This is a genomic window from Streptomyces sp. NPDC029466 (assembly GCF_055574515.1).
Genome location: NZ_JBVHZH010000062.1, coordinates 1 through 14252, shown reverse-complemented (window position 1 = coordinate 14252; position 14252 = coordinate 1). Strand labels below are relative to the sequence as shown.

The 14252-nt window shown below is 71.3% G+C and carries 13 protein-coding genes and 1 rRNA gene; 8 read left to right on the top strand and 6 right to left on the bottom strand.

Going from position 1 to position 14252, the window contains the following annotated elements; translation table 11 throughout:
* Positions 1–6 precede the first annotated feature (6 nt).
* A complete protein-coding gene (locus ACZ4XD_RS33400; protein WP_468048463.1) occupies positions 7–225 on the bottom strand; it encodes a hypothetical protein in 219 nt (72 codons plus the stop codon).
* A 145-nt stretch (positions 226–370) separates the two neighbouring features.
* On the bottom strand, positions 371–1234 hold the full coding sequence (locus ACZ4XD_RS33395; protein WP_468048394.1) for an SCO4651 family lipoprotein: 864 nt from the start codon (positions 1232–1234) through the stop codon (positions 371–373).
* 170 nt (positions 1235–1404) lie between these two features.
* Between ACZ4XD_RS33395 and ACZ4XD_RS33390 the strand changes: the two genes are divergently transcribed.
* Complete coding sequence (locus ACZ4XD_RS33390; protein WP_468048392.1) at positions 1405–1599, top strand: hypothetical protein; 195 nt, start codon at positions 1405–1407, stop codon at positions 1597–1599.
* Between the two features lie 248 nt (positions 1600–1847).
* Positions 1848–3446 (top strand): FAD-binding oxidoreductase, encoded by a 1599-nt coding sequence (locus tag ACZ4XD_RS33385; protein WP_468048390.1) that lies wholly within the window; start codon positions 1848–1850, stop codon positions 3444–3446.
* 116 nt (positions 3447–3562) lie between these two features.
* Here the strand turns inward: ACZ4XD_RS33385 and ACZ4XD_RS33380 are convergent, their stop codons facing one another.
* Positions 3563–4282 carry a phosphatase PAP2 family protein gene (locus ACZ4XD_RS33380; RefSeq protein WP_468048388.1) on the bottom strand — a complete coding sequence of 240 codons (720 nt, stop codon included), beginning with the start codon at positions 4280–4282 and terminating at the stop codon, positions 3563–3565.
* 205 nt (positions 4283–4487) lie between these two features.
* Positions 4488–5492 carry a C40 family peptidase gene (locus ACZ4XD_RS33375; RefSeq protein WP_468048386.1) on the bottom strand — a complete coding sequence of 335 codons (1005 nt, stop codon included), beginning with the start codon at positions 5490–5492 and terminating at the stop codon, positions 4488–4490.
* Between the two features lie 478 nt (positions 5493–5970).
* Here ACZ4XD_RS33375 and ACZ4XD_RS33370 point away from each other — a divergent pair, with 478 nt between their 5' ends.
* The 6 genes from ACZ4XD_RS33370 (at position 5971) to ACZ4XD_RS33345 (ending at position 13512) form a co-directional block, all read left to right on the top strand.
* Entirely contained in the window at positions 5971–6279 is a 309-nt protein-coding gene (locus ACZ4XD_RS33370; RefSeq protein ID WP_006603970.1) for a hypothetical protein, read from the top strand.
* A gap of 470 nt (positions 6280–6749) precedes the next feature.
* The gene (locus ACZ4XD_RS33365; protein WP_468048383.1) at positions 6750–7601 is read left to right on the top strand and encodes a DUF8175 domain-containg protein; all 852 of its coding nucleotides are present in this window, start codon (positions 6750–6752) and stop codon (positions 7599–7601) included.
* Positions 7591–8913 (top strand): hypothetical protein, encoded by a 1323-nt coding sequence (locus tag ACZ4XD_RS33360; RefSeq protein WP_468048381.1) that lies wholly within the window; start codon positions 7591–7593, stop codon positions 8911–8913. Before ACZ4XD_RS33365 ends, ACZ4XD_RS33360 begins: the two co-directional genes overlap by 11 nt.
* Positions 8910–10472: an SCO6880 family protein gene (locus ACZ4XD_RS33355; protein ID WP_468048379.1), complete on the top strand. Its 1563-nt coding sequence runs from the start codon at positions 8910–8912 to the stop codon at positions 10470–10472. Before ACZ4XD_RS33360 ends, ACZ4XD_RS33355 begins: the two co-directional genes overlap by 4 nt.
* Before the next feature lie 29 nt (positions 10473–10501).
* The gene (locus ACZ4XD_RS33350; RefSeq protein WP_468048460.1) at positions 10502–11926 is read left to right on the top strand and encodes an ATP-binding protein; all 1425 of its coding nucleotides are present in this window, start codon (positions 10502–10504) and stop codon (positions 11924–11926) included.
* A complete protein-coding gene (locus tag ACZ4XD_RS33345) occupies positions 11923–13512 on the top strand; it encodes a type IV secretory system conjugative DNA transfer family protein (protein WP_468048458.1) in 1590 nt (529 codons plus the stop codon). The genes ACZ4XD_RS33350 and ACZ4XD_RS33345 overlap by 4 nt, the downstream gene beginning before the upstream one ends.
* A gap of 16 nt (positions 13513–13528) precedes the next feature.
* On the opposite strand, the gene ACZ4XD_RS33340 is transcribed toward ACZ4XD_RS33345, so the two are convergent.
* Both ACZ4XD_RS33340 and rrf read right to left on the bottom strand, forming a co-directional pair.
* Positions 13529–14053, bottom strand: coding sequence for a GNAT family N-acetyltransferase (locus ACZ4XD_RS33340; protein ID WP_468048377.1), 525 nt, complete (start codon positions 14051–14053; stop codon positions 13529–13531).
* A gap of 106 nt (positions 14054–14159) precedes the next feature.
* A 5S ribosomal RNA gene (rrf, locus tag ACZ4XD_RS33335) occupies positions 14160–14252 on the bottom strand; the annotation flags it as partial.

Here is a 14252-nt window from a genome sequence, read left to right as displayed (position 1 = left end):
GGCACGCTAACCGGGGCAGCGTCCGGCGGTTCCGATCCCCGGCGGCACCCGGTCCGCGGGGTCGCCGCCGTCACCGTCGACCTCCAGCACCTCGTCGATACGGTCCGGGCTGAGCCGATCCTCGCTGGCGGCCGCGGCCGCGATCATCAACTCACCGGTCAGGTCGATCTCGACGAGGGCTACGTGGTCCTGAACCGTCGTAGGGCGGTGTCCGGCCACGTACAACACCTCCTCCTTCGAGCGCCTTCCCACGCCTGGGGTGGTTACCGCAAGCCTAGGGACGGGCGCGCGCTCCGCGCATGGCACGGATGGACCATTTCCGCCATCCGGCAGGCGCCCCCGTCACATGCCCGGCCCACGGCGCCCGCCCTCATGGCGTGGGTGAAGCGATCTTCCCCGCGTAGATATCCCGTTCGTCCGGCAGTTGCACCGCGACCTTCGTCCCGAAACCGGACAGTTCCGTCGTGGAGGTCACCGAGGCCCCCTTCGGCGCACCGTTGGCGAAACGGAACCACTGGCGCACCTTGCGCAGCCGCCCCGCCTCGTCCAGATACACGTCGAAGGGCACCTCGTCGGTGGTGAATCCGTTCCCCGCGGCGACCAGCGCGGGCGCGGTGCGCGGCGACGCCGCCGCGGCGGCCGCCCCGATGTCCGTCGTCCCGCGGTAGTGCCGCACCCGGACCCCGTCCAGCCACTCCTCGCCCTGATACGTCACCTCCCGTGCGCCGCGCAGCAGTTCGGCGGCGGCCAGCGGATCGGTCGCGCCGCCGGTGACCAGATTCCCGTCCGCCAGTGAGGCGGTGGCCACCCGCACCCATTTGTCGGCGGGCACCCCGGCCCCGCGGTTCTTCATGAACAGCGCACCGGGCGCGAGGATCTCCGTGATCGGCTGATGGCCGCCGCTGGGCCGGCCCGCCGGATCGGGGAGCACCACCCGCAGCCGGCCGGTGCTGGTGGCGAAGTCGTAGCCGCCGGTGCCGCGGATGGCGACGCGGGTGCCGCCGCTCGCGGTCTCCATGGACGTACGGACCGTGGCGGAGCCGGCCCGCACCAGGGCGTCGGCGCTGTCCCGGACCTCCGCGGCGGCGGGGGCGGCCCGGCCGGCCGGCTCCTGGTCGTCGGCCGCGGCGCCGTCCGGGGAACAGCCCGATGTCAGCAGCCCGACCGCCAGACCCGTCCCGCACGCCATGGCCACGGCGACCGTGCCACCGCCTCGCCTGTCCTGCACCACCATCGCGTACGAGCCCCCTCGGCCGCTGTCTTCGGGAACGGCCTGGGCCGGCCGGTCCGCTCGGGAGGGTCGAACGTTCCGCCGCCGCGCCTGACGTTTCGTCGACCGTTCCGTTCAACGACTGCCGAGGGGGCTCGTCACGCAAGGACACCTGGGGCGCGTAGCGTGGCCAGGTGCCCGACCGAGCCCCTCACGCGACCTCCACCACCGAACGCGGCGCCTTCTGCACGGCCCGCTGTGACTGCGGCTGGCGGGGGCCGGCCCGGCGCGCCCGCTCACAGGCACGTACGGACGCCCAGCGCCATCTGGCCGAGGCCGCTGCCGGATCCGGCAGCGAAGGCAACGGATCCGGGCGCCCGCTGGAATGAGGAAGTCCGTTCCGGGAACCCCACCCGCCCCTGCCGCATCTGCGTAGTCAGGGAAGCAACGGCACCGCGCCACCAACGGACTTCAGGGACAGCACCGGACAGCGCGGGCATCACCGGACACAGCGGAACGCGGGGCTGCGCGTTGCCGCGGCCGTCCGGTGCGGATTCCCCGGCAGCGCCCCGTGACCACTGGCCGGTCCACCGGCAGGCGGGGCGGGACCGTACGACATCGAGGGGGATTCATCCCAGTGAAGCGGCGCACACTCCTTCAGACCGGCGGCGGACTGGCGGCGACCGCGGTCGCCCTGGCCACCGGCTGCGACAACAAGACCAAGGCGGGCGCCACCGCCACGGAGGCCGCGGCCGGCGCGGGCACGACCAATGCGGCGGCCGCCGCCGGGGGCGCCACCAAGGGCCGGGCCTCCCGGTCGTCCTGGACCGCGCTGCGCAAGAGCCTGGACGGCAAGCTGGTGCAGGCTTCCGACAGCGCCTACGCGTCCGCCCGGCGCCTCTACAACACCCGCTACGACACGCTGAAGCCGTCGGCCATCGCCTACGTCAAGCATCCGGCGGACATCGCCGAATGCCTCTCCTTCGCCCGGCGCTACGACACCCCGGTCGCCATCCGCAGCGGCGGCCACTCCTACGCGGGCTGGTCCAGCGGCAACAACAAGCTCGTCATCGACGTCTCCGCCCTCTCCAAGGTCGGCGCGCCGTCCGGCGGCATCACCCGCATCGGCGCCGGCGCCAAGCTCATCGACGTCTACGAGGGCCTCGGGGCGCACGGCGTGACGATACCCGGGGGCTCCTGCCCCACCGTCGGCATATCCGGCCTCACCCTCGGCGGCGGCCATGGCGTGGTCTCCCGCGCGTACGGCCTGACCTGCGACAGCCTCGTCGGTGCCACCCTGATCACCGCGGACGGCAAGACCGTCGACTGCGACCGGAAGCAGCACGCCGACCTCTTCTGGGCGCTGCGCGGCGCCGGCAACGGCAACTTCGGCGTGGTCACCGAGCTCCGCTTCCGTACGCATCCGGCCCCGCGCGCGGTCATGGCGTATCTGACCTGGCCGTGGTCGAAGGCGGCGAAGGTGGTGGCCTCCTGGCAGAAGTGGGGGCCGGTGCAGGACGACGAGATCTGGTCCGCCTGCCATCTGGACGCGCACCCCGGCGGCACCCCGTCCGTCTCCGTCGCGGCCTTCTCCCTGGGCAGCTACGGGGATCTGAAGAACGCCCTCGACAAGCTCGCCGACCAGCCGGGCGGCCCCGGCCCCGCCAAGAGCGTCCGGCTGACGCCGACGGGCTACCTGGACGCGATGGAGTCCTACGCGGGCTGCTCGACCAAGTCCACCGCGCAGTGCCATGCGCCGGGTTCGCTGCCCGGCCAGACCGGTGCCGGCCAGTTGGGCCGGGAGACCTACGCCGCCCGCTCGCACTTCTTCGACCGCTCGCTGTCCGCGGCCGGGATCCGCACGCTGATGGACCAGATCGAGGCGGGCGGCCGCAAGGGCGTCGCCGGGAACGTGGCGCTGACGGCGCTGGGCGGCGCGATCAACCGCGTCAAGAGCTCCGACACCGCCTTCGTCCACCGCGGTTCGCGGTTCCTCGCCCAGTACCTGACGTCCTGGCCGGCGAACGGCTCGCCCGGCTCCCGCACAGCGTGGCTGAATTCGTTCCATGACGCGATGCGCCGTCACTCCTCGGGCGCCGCCTACCAGAACTACACCGACCCCGGCCTGAGCAACTGGAAGTCGGCCTACTACGGCGGCGCCGCGACCCGGCTCGCCGAGGTCAAGCGGACCTACGACCCGCAGCGGCTGTTCAGCACCTTCCCGCAGGCGCTCTGAGCCCCCGGACACACGGACGGCCCGGCCCCCGCGAGGGGCCGGGCCGTCCGCATCCGCCAGGTCTTGTCTCCCGGGGGCGCGGCCCGCCGGTTCACCGGAACCGCCGGGCCGCGCCCTCAGGCCGCCAGATCCTTGTCCCGCTCCTTGTGTCCGCCGCGCATCGCCGAGCCCGTGGCCACCACCCGGCTGCCCTCGCCGTCCTGCCCCGCGTCCGCCCCGGCACCCGGCGCGCACACCAGCCACGCCAGCTTCGACCGGGCGATCGCCGTCGTCACCGGCACCAGCAGGGCCTGGGCGAGCGGCGCGAGCAGCAGCGCGACGGCGGTGCCCAGGGCGAAGCCGCCGATCACGTCGGTCGGGTAGTGCACGCCCATGTAGACGCGGCAGAAGCCCTCGGCGAGCGCCAGCAGAATGCCGATCAGGCCGAACTTCCGGTGGGCGATGAACAGTCCGACACCGACCGCCATGGTGAGCGTCGCGTGGTCGCTCACGAACGAGAAGTCGCTCTTGCCGGGGATCAGTACTTCCAGCCCGGCGTGTTCCTTGAACGGCCGCGGCCGTTCGACGAACGACCGGATCGGGATATTGGCCAGCAGGGCGATGCCCGCGGCCAGCGGCGCCCAGACCAGGCCCGCGACGGCGGCCGGCGCGCCCGGATTGCGGCGCGCGGACCACCAGGCGATCAGACACAGCACGGCGAGGCCGGCGATGATGCCGTACTCACCGATGTACTCCATGGCCTTGTTGACCCAGTGGGGGGCGTCCTTCGCGAGGCCGTTGACGCCGTCGAGCACGTCGACGTCGGGGTTCGACCCCTCGAATGCGAGTCCAGCCATCTGCAGCGGCCCCTTATCTTTCGCGCGCGCGAGCGCCTTCGTGTGCTGCCTGCCCCCGTGGTCGTCGAGCGTGTGCCGTGTCAAGCGCGCTTACGTCCCCACGCCAAGGAAACGCGATGCCCGCCCCTGGCGTTCCACTCTCCACCGGATGATCACCAGGACGTTATCGAAGCTTGACTCATCACCGCAGTTCAGGGCCCTATGTTCACGCAGCGTTCGTACCGGGCAGCGCTTTTGCGCCATCCGATGTGACGCGGGTGGCACCGATGTAATCCGGTGTATCGATCTTGTCGAACCGGATCTTGGCCCCGGTGTACGGCGCGTTGATCATGTACCCGCCCCCCACATAGATGCCCACATGGTGGATGGACCGCGGGTCCTTCAGGTCGTAGGCGAAGAACACCAGATCACCCGGGAGCAGCTCATTCCGCTTCGGGTGCGACCCGGCGTTCCACTGGTCGTTGGCCACCCGGGGCAGCTCGATGCCCACGGAGTGGTAAGCGGCCTGGGACAGCCCGGAACAGTCGAACCGGCCGCCCTGCGCCGCGGTTCCCGTGCCGCCCCACAGATAGGGCGTACCGAGCTTCTGCTGGGCGAAGTAGATGGCACCGGCCGCCTGGCGCGACGGTTCCACCCGCCCCGCCGGCGCCTCGAAGCTCTTCGCCAGCGTCGTGATCGTCTTCACATAGTTGCGGGTCTCGCTGTACGGCGGCACCCCGTTGTACTGGATGACGCGATATGCCCCGGCGTTGTACGCGGCGAGCATGTTGTGCGTGGCATTGCCCGGCGCGCGCTTCACATAGCTCGCCAGCTCGCAGTCGTACGAGGCCGCCGACGGAATCGCGTCCTCCGGGTCCCATACGTCCTTCTTGCCGTCGCCGTTCCCGTCGACGCCATGGGTCTGCCAGGTCCCCGGGATGAACTGCGCCATCCCCTGGGCGGCCGCCGGGCTCTGCGCCCTGGGGTTCCACCCGCTCTCCTGGTAGAGCTGCGCCGCCAGCAGCGCGGGACTTATCGCCGGGCAGAGCGTCCCCCACTTCTGCACCAGCTGCTGATACTCGGCGGGCACCGCCCCCTTCGCCAGTCCGAGCGCCCGCCCGCCGGCCCCGGCCAGGCCGGCCGCCGCCATATACGTACCGATCACAAGCAGCCCGAGCAGGCAGAGCATGAGCCCCGCCCCGAGCCCTCCGGCCACCCAGAATTTCCGCACCCTCCAACCCTCCCCCATTCAGCCCCGGTTCACTGCCTTTTTCCGGCCGCTCCCGCGCGCGCCGCCGCCCCGGGTGCCGCACGACGGCGCATGACGCGGCGCACGGGGCGCTCCGGCCGGGGTGCGCGCGCACATACGGCGACACCCCTGCACGCCGCCGGACGGGCGACACCGCGTCAGAACCCCGGCAGGACCGTAGCCATGGACCCGAACGGGCTACAAACGGCCCGGCGCGCCGGACCGGCCACCGGTGCTCCCGATGATCATTGCCCAGGGTTATCCCCCGTGATACACACGGTGAGACCAGTCGGTTCAATGGAGGGTGTGCGCCCACAGACACACGCCACCCGCACGGGATCCTTCAAAGAAAGCCGCCAAGTCGACAGCTGACGGCCCATTTGTCAGCGAAGATAGAGACTGACCTGTGCCGCGCCGGCACGGGGACACAACTACCCATCAAGGGGCGGTGAGTTCACACATGTTCATTGCGGCCGAAAAAGGCGACATCACCACCATCATCGGCGGAATCGCCCCGGACTGGGGGCCGTTCGGGAGCCTGGGCAACGAGGCCCGCGTGATGATCGAAGTGGTCATGGCGGTGGCGATCCTGCTGTGCCTCGGCATCGCGATCTGGGGCGCCGCCAAACAGCGCATCGGCGCCACCGCGCTGCGCGACACCTTCAGCGCCGAACAGGGCAAGGGCCTGATCGTGGCCGGCCTGACCGGAGTCTTCATCATCGGCTCCCTCGGGACGCTGTTCACCATCGTCTACGGCATGGCGGTCTAGGCCACACCCCGGCCCCACCGTCGCCCGTATGGCGCGCCCCCGGCACCCGTCCGTCCCCGCGTCGCCCCCGTGCGCCCCCGCCCACCCTCTCTCCGCCGCCCCGTGCCCCCACTCGCTCCCACCGGCCCCACCTCCCCTGCCGAGGCCACATGCTGACGCCTGCTCACGCCGGCCCGACGGCGCCGCAGCACGCCCTCATCACCCCCGCCACCAGCGGACCGATTGGGCCGAGCGCTGCGCGGGGACAGGTGGATCCGGGGGCAAGAAGGCGACCGGCGACCGCGGAGCAGACGATGCGCACAAATAACCCAGAGTCCCCCATTCGCCTCTGCCGTACCGCATCTGAGGACCCGTCACGGTGAGATGTACTCGTACCGCCGCACCCGAGTCGCCGTCCGCGCGGCTACGGTCATATGAGGGCGGCACAACACAGCACGCACGGCGACGGCGGCAGAGGGGGCACAGGCGCGATGAGTCTCAGTGACGACGGCGGCTACGGGGGCGACGGCCGCCGCGGTCCGGAGACGGGCCAGACCCGGACCAGACTTCCCGACAACGACGGCGACATCTACGGCCCGGGAAGGCGCTCCCGGAACGGCCTGTCCAGCCGCAACCTCGTCACGATCGTCGGCGTGATCGTCCTGCTGCTCGCGGCCATCGCCTTCGCCAACCGCGGCGGCAGCGGCAACAGCGAAACCACCACCGGCGACTCCCCCAAGGACCCCGGCCACACCCAGCCCACCGCCCCCACCGGCACCAAAGCCGTCGACGGCAAGACCGGCGGCATCGCGTCGGGGTTCGCCAAGACGGAGCAGGGGGCGCAGTCGGCGGCGGCGAATTTCGCGGTGGCGCTGGGATCCTCGGACATGTTCAACAAGGACCAGCGGCACAAGATCGTCAACACCGTCATGGCGCCGTCGGCCACCGCCACGCTCCAGAACAAGCTCGATGACGCCTACTCGCCGGACTTCTTCAAGACCGTCGGGCTGAAGGCCGACGGAAGCACGCCGGCAGGGATGACCTTCGTCTCGCGCACCATCCCGGTCGGCACCAAGATCAAGGACTTCGCGAAGGACCAGGCGACCGTCGAGGTCTGGTGCACCGGCCTGCTCGGAATGGCCGGCGAGGGATCCGTCAAACCCGTCACCACGAGCTGGTTCACCCTCACGATGAAGCTCGCCTGGACCGGCGACGACTGGAAGACGCTGACTCGCTCTCAGACAGACGGCCCCGCACCGGTCAGCGGGGACGTCCCCGCCTCCGGAGCGAAGGAGATTGCGGGCGCGGTCCAAGGGTACGGAGGTTTCACGTATGCCCGGTAGGCCCAAGCACCGCCGCGCGGCCTCGGTTCTCAGCGTGCTGGCAGGCGTACAGACCTGCATGATCCTGCTGGCGACACGCGTCATGGCCGCGCCTCCCGACCCTGGCCCGGCCTCGGAACGCTGCAAACTCCTCAGCGGCCCGGCCCTCCAGCTCTGCCAGAAGCGCAATGAATCCGGCAGCGACTCACCCCCCACCAACCCCCTCGACAACAACCCCCTCGACCCCCTCGAATCCCTGGCCAAAGGCTGCGCCAAAGCCGCCGCCTGGATCGTCACGAAGCTGTCGGAGGCGGTGAAGGCCACCTCTCAGGTGGACTTCACCAACGCCGCGTTCCTGCGTCAGTACGCCGTCGTCTTCGCCGCCTCCACCGTGCTCACCCTCGTCCTGTGGCTGCTGGCCGTCGCCAAGCGCGCGGTGCGCGGGGTGCGGCTGACGGAAGCGATCAGTGAAGCGGTCGGGTTCCTCTGGCTGACCGTGCTGGCCTCCGCCTTCACCCCGCTGATCCTCTACACCATCGTCTCGGCGACCGACGGGGTCACCGAGATCATCGCGAAGGGGACGGGGGCGCAGACCGACACCTTCTTCGGGGCCTTCTCCCAGGCGCTCACGAAGGGCACGGACATCGGCGGCGGCCCGATCATGCTGATCGTGGTGTCGCTGGTCTCGGTGCTCGCCGCCGGTGTGCTGTGGCTGGAGCTGGTGATCCGGGCCGCGCTGCTGTACGTCGGGGCGCTGCTCGGCACGGTCGTCTACGCCGGGCTGGTCGACAAGAACATGTGGGGGCATGTGCGCCGCTGGGCGGGCATCATGATCGCGGTGATCCTGGTGAAGCCGGTCATCGTGATCGTGCTCGGCGTCGCCGGTGCGCTGTCCCACGACAAGGGACCGAACGCCTTCTCCGCGGTCGTCTCCGGCCTCTCGATCATCGTCCTCGCCATCTTCGCCAGCGCGGTGATCTACCGCTTCGTCCCCGGCTTCGGCGACGAGATGGTCTCGGCCCGTACGAACAAGGGCCGGGCCACCGACGGCAGCCAGGCCGCCGCGATGATCTCCTCGCCCGCCGCGCTGGTCTCGCAGGGCATCAAGACCCACAGCTCCCGCAGCTCCGGCGGGGACGGCGGGCAGGCGCAGGGCGGGCAGGGCGGCCAGTCCCGGCCGGCCGACGCTGTGGCCGGCGGCGTCGCCGCCCACAGCTCCCGCGGCGGCGGCCGCGCCCCGGCCCCCGCCACCCCCGCTCCCCGTACGAACCCGAACCCCGGCCCGGGCAGCAGTTCCCGCTCCGGCAAGACCGCAGGAGGTGAGGGGCGTTGAGTACGCAGTCCCACCCGATCGCCCCGCGCCGCACCTATCTGATCGGCCGCGCCCGGCCGAACGCGATCGTCGGCAAGAACCGCGAGACCGGCGAGATCGCGCTGATCATCGCGGGCGCGTTCCTCGGCATGATGTGCGGCCTGCTGGTGCCCGTGCTGCCGCTGCGGATCGTGACCCTGACCGGCTTCCCGATGCTGGGACTCGCCCTCGTCTATGTGCCGTACAAGGGCCGGACGTTCTACAAGTGGTTCGAGATCCGGCGCAGCTTCCGCCGTACGGTCCGCCGCGGCGCCACCTACCGCTCCGGCGCCGCCGAGGCGGGCGTCCGGCTGGACGGCCGGGAGGTCGAGATCGGCCCGCCGCCGGGCATCGGCAGGATCAACTGGCTGTCCGCGCCGTTCGGCCCGGACGAGATCGCGGTGCTTCTGCACGCCGACCGCAAGACGGTGACGGCGGCCATCGAGATCGAGGGCCCGGGCGTCGGCCTGCGGGACAGCGAGGACCAGGAGGCGCTGGTCGACCGTTTCGGGACGCTGCTCAAGCATGTCGCCAACGGGGACGGCTTCGTGACCCGGCTCCAGATGCTGGCGCGGACGCTGCCCGCCGACCCGGACGCGCACGCCAAGGACGTCGCCCAGCGCGGCGACAAGAGCTCCCCCGACTGGCTTCAGGAGTCCTACGACCAGCTCCAGTCGATGGTCTCCACCTCCTCCGAACAGCACCGCGCCTACCTCGTCGCCTGTATGCACTACACCCGCGAGCTGGCCGCCGAGGCACAGACCATGGCCCGCGCCGCGCGGATGCACCAGGGCGGCCTGCTGCGCAAGAAGCTGGACCGGGACGCCGGTCTCGCCGTGGTCATGGCCCGTGAGCTCACCGATATCTGCGCCCGGCTCGCCGAGGCCGACATCCGGGTGCGCCAGCCGCTCGGCCAGGCCCGGCTCGCCTCCCTCGTGCACTCCATGTACGACCCGGACCACCCCATCGACCACATCCAGGCGATGAGCAAGCGCAACGCCTGGCCGGCCGAGCTGGACGCGATGGAGCCGACGTACCTCCAGGCCAAGACACGTGAGTCGACGACCCGCGCGCCCTGGTGCCATGCCACCGCCTGGGTCAAGGAGTGGCCGCTGACCCCGGTGGGCGTCAACTTCCTCGCGCCCCTCCTGGTGCACACCCCGGATGTGATCCGTACGGTCGCGGTCTGCATGGACCTCGAACCCACCGAGATCGCCATCGAGCGGATGCTGACCGAGAAGACGAACGACGATGCCGAGGCCAGCCGCGCGGCGAAGATGAACCGGGTGGTGGACCCGCGGGACGTCGCGCACCACGGCCGGGTGGACCAGCGCGGCGAGGATCTGGCGTCCGGGGCCGCCGGCGTCAACCTCGTCGGCTACCTCACGGTCTCCTCCCGCTCGCCCGAGGCCCTCGCCCGCGACAAGCGCACCATCCGCGCCTCGGCCGGAAAGTCCTACCTGAAGCTGGAGTGGTGCGATCGCGAGCACCACCGGGCGTTCGTCAACACCCTGCCGTTCGCGACCGGGATCCGCCGCTAAAGCCGCTGGGAGGCGCGTACGTCATGGCCATGCTCGATCCGATCGGAGCGCTCACCGAGGCGTTCACCAGCTTCCTGTTCGGGAAGGTGGAGACCACCCGGCTGCCCGTACGCACCTCCACCGGCCAGGCCCAGGCGGTCTACCTGCCCACCGCGGCCCCCGGTCTCGGCGACTCCGGCGTCATCATCGGCCGTGAGGTCTACAGCGGCAAGGGATACATCTACGACCCCTTCCAGCTCTACGGCCAGCAGCTGCCGGCCCCGCACTGGCTCGTCCTCGGCGAGTCCGGCAACGGCAAGTCCGCACTGGAGAAGACCTACGTCCTGCGGCAGTTGAGGTTCCGGGACCGCCAGGTCGTGGTGCTGGACGCGCAGGGCGAGGACGGCGTCGGCGAGTGGAACCTCATCGCCCAGGAGCTGGGGATAACTCCCATCCGCCTGGACCCGACCGCCGCCCTCAACGGCGGTATCCGCCTCAACCCCCTCGACCCGTCGATCACCGCCACCGGCCAGCTGGCCCTGCTGCGCACCATCATCGAGGTCGCGATGGGCCGCAGCCTGGACGAACGCTCCGGCTTCGCCCTCAAGGTCGCGCACGCCTACGTGACCGACACCATCACCCACCGGCAGCCCGTCCTGACCGACATCGTCGAGCAATTGCGGCACCCGGAGGCGGAGTCGGCGGAGGCGATGAATGTGGACATAGACGACGTCCGGGCCTGGGGCCTGGACGTGGCGCTGGTGCTCGACCGGCTCGTCGACGGTGACCTGCGCGGCATGTTCGACGGACCGACCACGGCCGGCATCGACCTCGACGCGCCGCTGATCGTCTTCGACCTCTCGCACATCGACCGCAACTCCATCGCGATGCCGATCCTGATGGCGATCGTCGGCGTCTGGCTGGAGCACACCTGGATCCGCCCCGACCGCAAGAAGCGCATCTTCCTGGTGGAAGAGGCCTGGCACATCATCAACTCCCCGTTCGTGGCCCAGCTCTTCCAGCGGCTGCTGAAGTTCGGCCGACGGCTCGGCCTGTCGTTCGTGGCCGTCGTCCACCACCTCAGCGACGTGGTCGACGGCGCCGCCGCACGGGAGGCCGCGGCGATCCTCAAGATGGCCTCGACCCGCACCATCTACGCCCAGAAGGCCGACGAGGCCCGCGCCACCGGCCGGGTCCTCGGCCTGCCACGGTGGGCCGTCGAGATCATCCCGACCCTCACCCCCGGCATCGCGGTCTGGGACGTCAACGGCAATGTCCAGGTCGTCAAACACCTCATCACCGAGGCCGAACGCCCGCTGGTCTTCACCGACCGGGCGATGACCGAGGCGTCCGCGATGCCGACGGACGAGGCGCGCGCCCTCCAGGAGGCGGCGGACGCCGAGGCCGAGGCACGCGCCGATGCCATGGCGATGGAGCGGCAGTGGAGAGACGAGTCGAGCGAGACGGTGGCGTGACCCGCGGATACGACGACGAACGAGGCGCCGCCCGGCCCCGGGGACGCGGCGTCCCCGACTCCCTGCTGGTCGGGCTGCTCGCCTTCCTGCTGGGCCTGACCGTCCTGGTATGGACGGCGACCGGGCTGGCCGGCCTGTTCGCACACGGCGCCTGGCCCGCCGGCGTCACCTACTCCGGTACGCCCATGGCGCTGCGTCATCTGGTCTCCGCACCACACGACATGACCGCCGCCTGGCCCGACACCCCCAAGAGCCAGCTCTCCGGCTACGGCCTCTTCTGGGGCCTCCTCATCGGCGAGCTGATGGTGCTGCTGGTCCTGGTGATCTTCACGCTGGGGACGGTCGCCCGCTACCGCGCCGTACGAAAGGCCCGCCGGACGAAGGCCCGGGCCGCACGAGAAGCCCGTCTGACGGACCAGCAGGCACGCGAGGCGGAACGGGCCGCGCGGGAGGCCAAGGAGGCCCGAGCGGCCCGGCAAGCCGTACGGGAGACCTTCCCCGCCGCCCAGGAACCCACGGCCACCGGCGAGGACGCCCCGGCCACCCCCTCCGTCCTCGACCCGCTGCCCCTCGACCCCGTAGCCGCCGGCCCCGTCCCGGAACAGCGCACCGCGCCCCCGCTCACCCCCGCCGTCGGCACGCCCGCCGAACCCGCCCTCCCCCGCGTCCAGTTCACCCCCGACCGCGCCGCCGCCCGCGCGGCTGCCGTCGCCGCCGCGGCCGCCGCCCCGGGCCCGCTGATCGTCGCCACGACCGACCCCGCTGTCTGGGCCGAGACCAAGGACGCCCGCGCCAAACTCGGCCCGCTGCTGACCTACGACCCGACGCACCACCTCGACACCCCGGCCCGGCTGCGCTGGTCCCCCACCTCCGGCTGTACGGACCTCGCCACCGCCACCGCCCGCGCCGCCGCCCTGCTGGCCCCCGTCCGTCCGGCCGGCGCCCTGGACTCGGCGGTCGCGGACGCCGCCCAGACCCTGCTGCGCTGCTGGCTGCACGCCGCCGCGGTGGACGGCCGCCCGTTCCGCCAGCTGCACCGCTGGGCACACGCCACCGGCGCCGCCCAGGAACCCGTCCGCATCCTGCGCACCAGCCCCAAGGCCTCGGCCGGCCAGGCCGGCGAGCTGGAATCGGTGCTCACGGCACACCCCGAACGCCGGGAAGCCGCCCAGGCGTTGATCGGCCGGGCCCTGACCGCCCTCTCCTCGATCCACATCCGGGACGCCTGCACCCCGCTTCGAGCAGATTCGGTTCTCCTCGAATCATTTCTCGATGAAGGGGGAACGCTTTACGTGGTAGGCGAGCCCATCGAGGATCCGCGTACCGACCCGGGTGCGATGCCGCTGCTCACCGCACTCCTCTCGAACGTGGTCGAGCACGGCCGCCGCATGGCCGAACGGTCATCTGACGGTCGGCTCGACCCACCACTCACCCTCGTCCTCGACGACATCGCGGCCCTCGCCCCGCTGCCCGCCCTCCCCGGCCTGCTCGACACCGGCCGGGCACGCGGCCTGCTGACCCTGGCCACCATGCGCTCCCAGGAACAGGCCCGCGCCCGCTGGCCCCACCACTCCCTACGGGCCTGACGCCGGCCCCAGGGCACTACCCCCGCGGCAGCGCCATCTCCCGCTCACTCGCCGCGGAGTCCTTCGGATCAGCCATGGTCCGCCCCGTCGCCGCGAACCCCAGCCCGCGGTAGAACGCCTCAGCCCGCACGTTCTCCTCGTGCACCCACAGCCGTACGCGCTCGACCACCGGCTCGGCCAGGCCCCACGACCACGCGATCGCCGCCCCCAGCAACTCCCCTGCCAGCCCCGTCCCCCGGTGCTCGGGCCGCACATACACCCCGACCACATGCGTCTGCGGCGCCTCCTCGTCCGTCTCGACGAGAGCCACCACCATGCCGCCCCAACCCCCGTCCGCGGCCTCCCCGATGAACGTCACGACCGAGTGCCCCTCAGCACTCCGCGCCGCCCGCTCCCGCCAGAGCTCATCCGGCCGGCGCACGGCCTCCTCAAAGGTCTCGTTGAACGCCACCCGGGCCACGGGATCAGCCAGCGCCGCCAGCCGCAGCTCCTTCAGCCGTTCCCACTCGCCCGCCTTCACCGGCCTGATCACATACCCCATACCGCCCAGCATCTCAGCGACCTGCCGAACAGCGGGCCCATTTCTGTCCGGAAACGCGAAAAAGCCCCCCGGGAACTTTCGTTCCCGAGGGGCTTTCTCAAAATTTGTTCGGCGGCGTCCTACTCTCCCACAGGGTCCCCCCTGCAGTACCATCGGCGCGGAAAGGCTTAGCTTCCGGGTTCGGAATGTAACCGGGCGT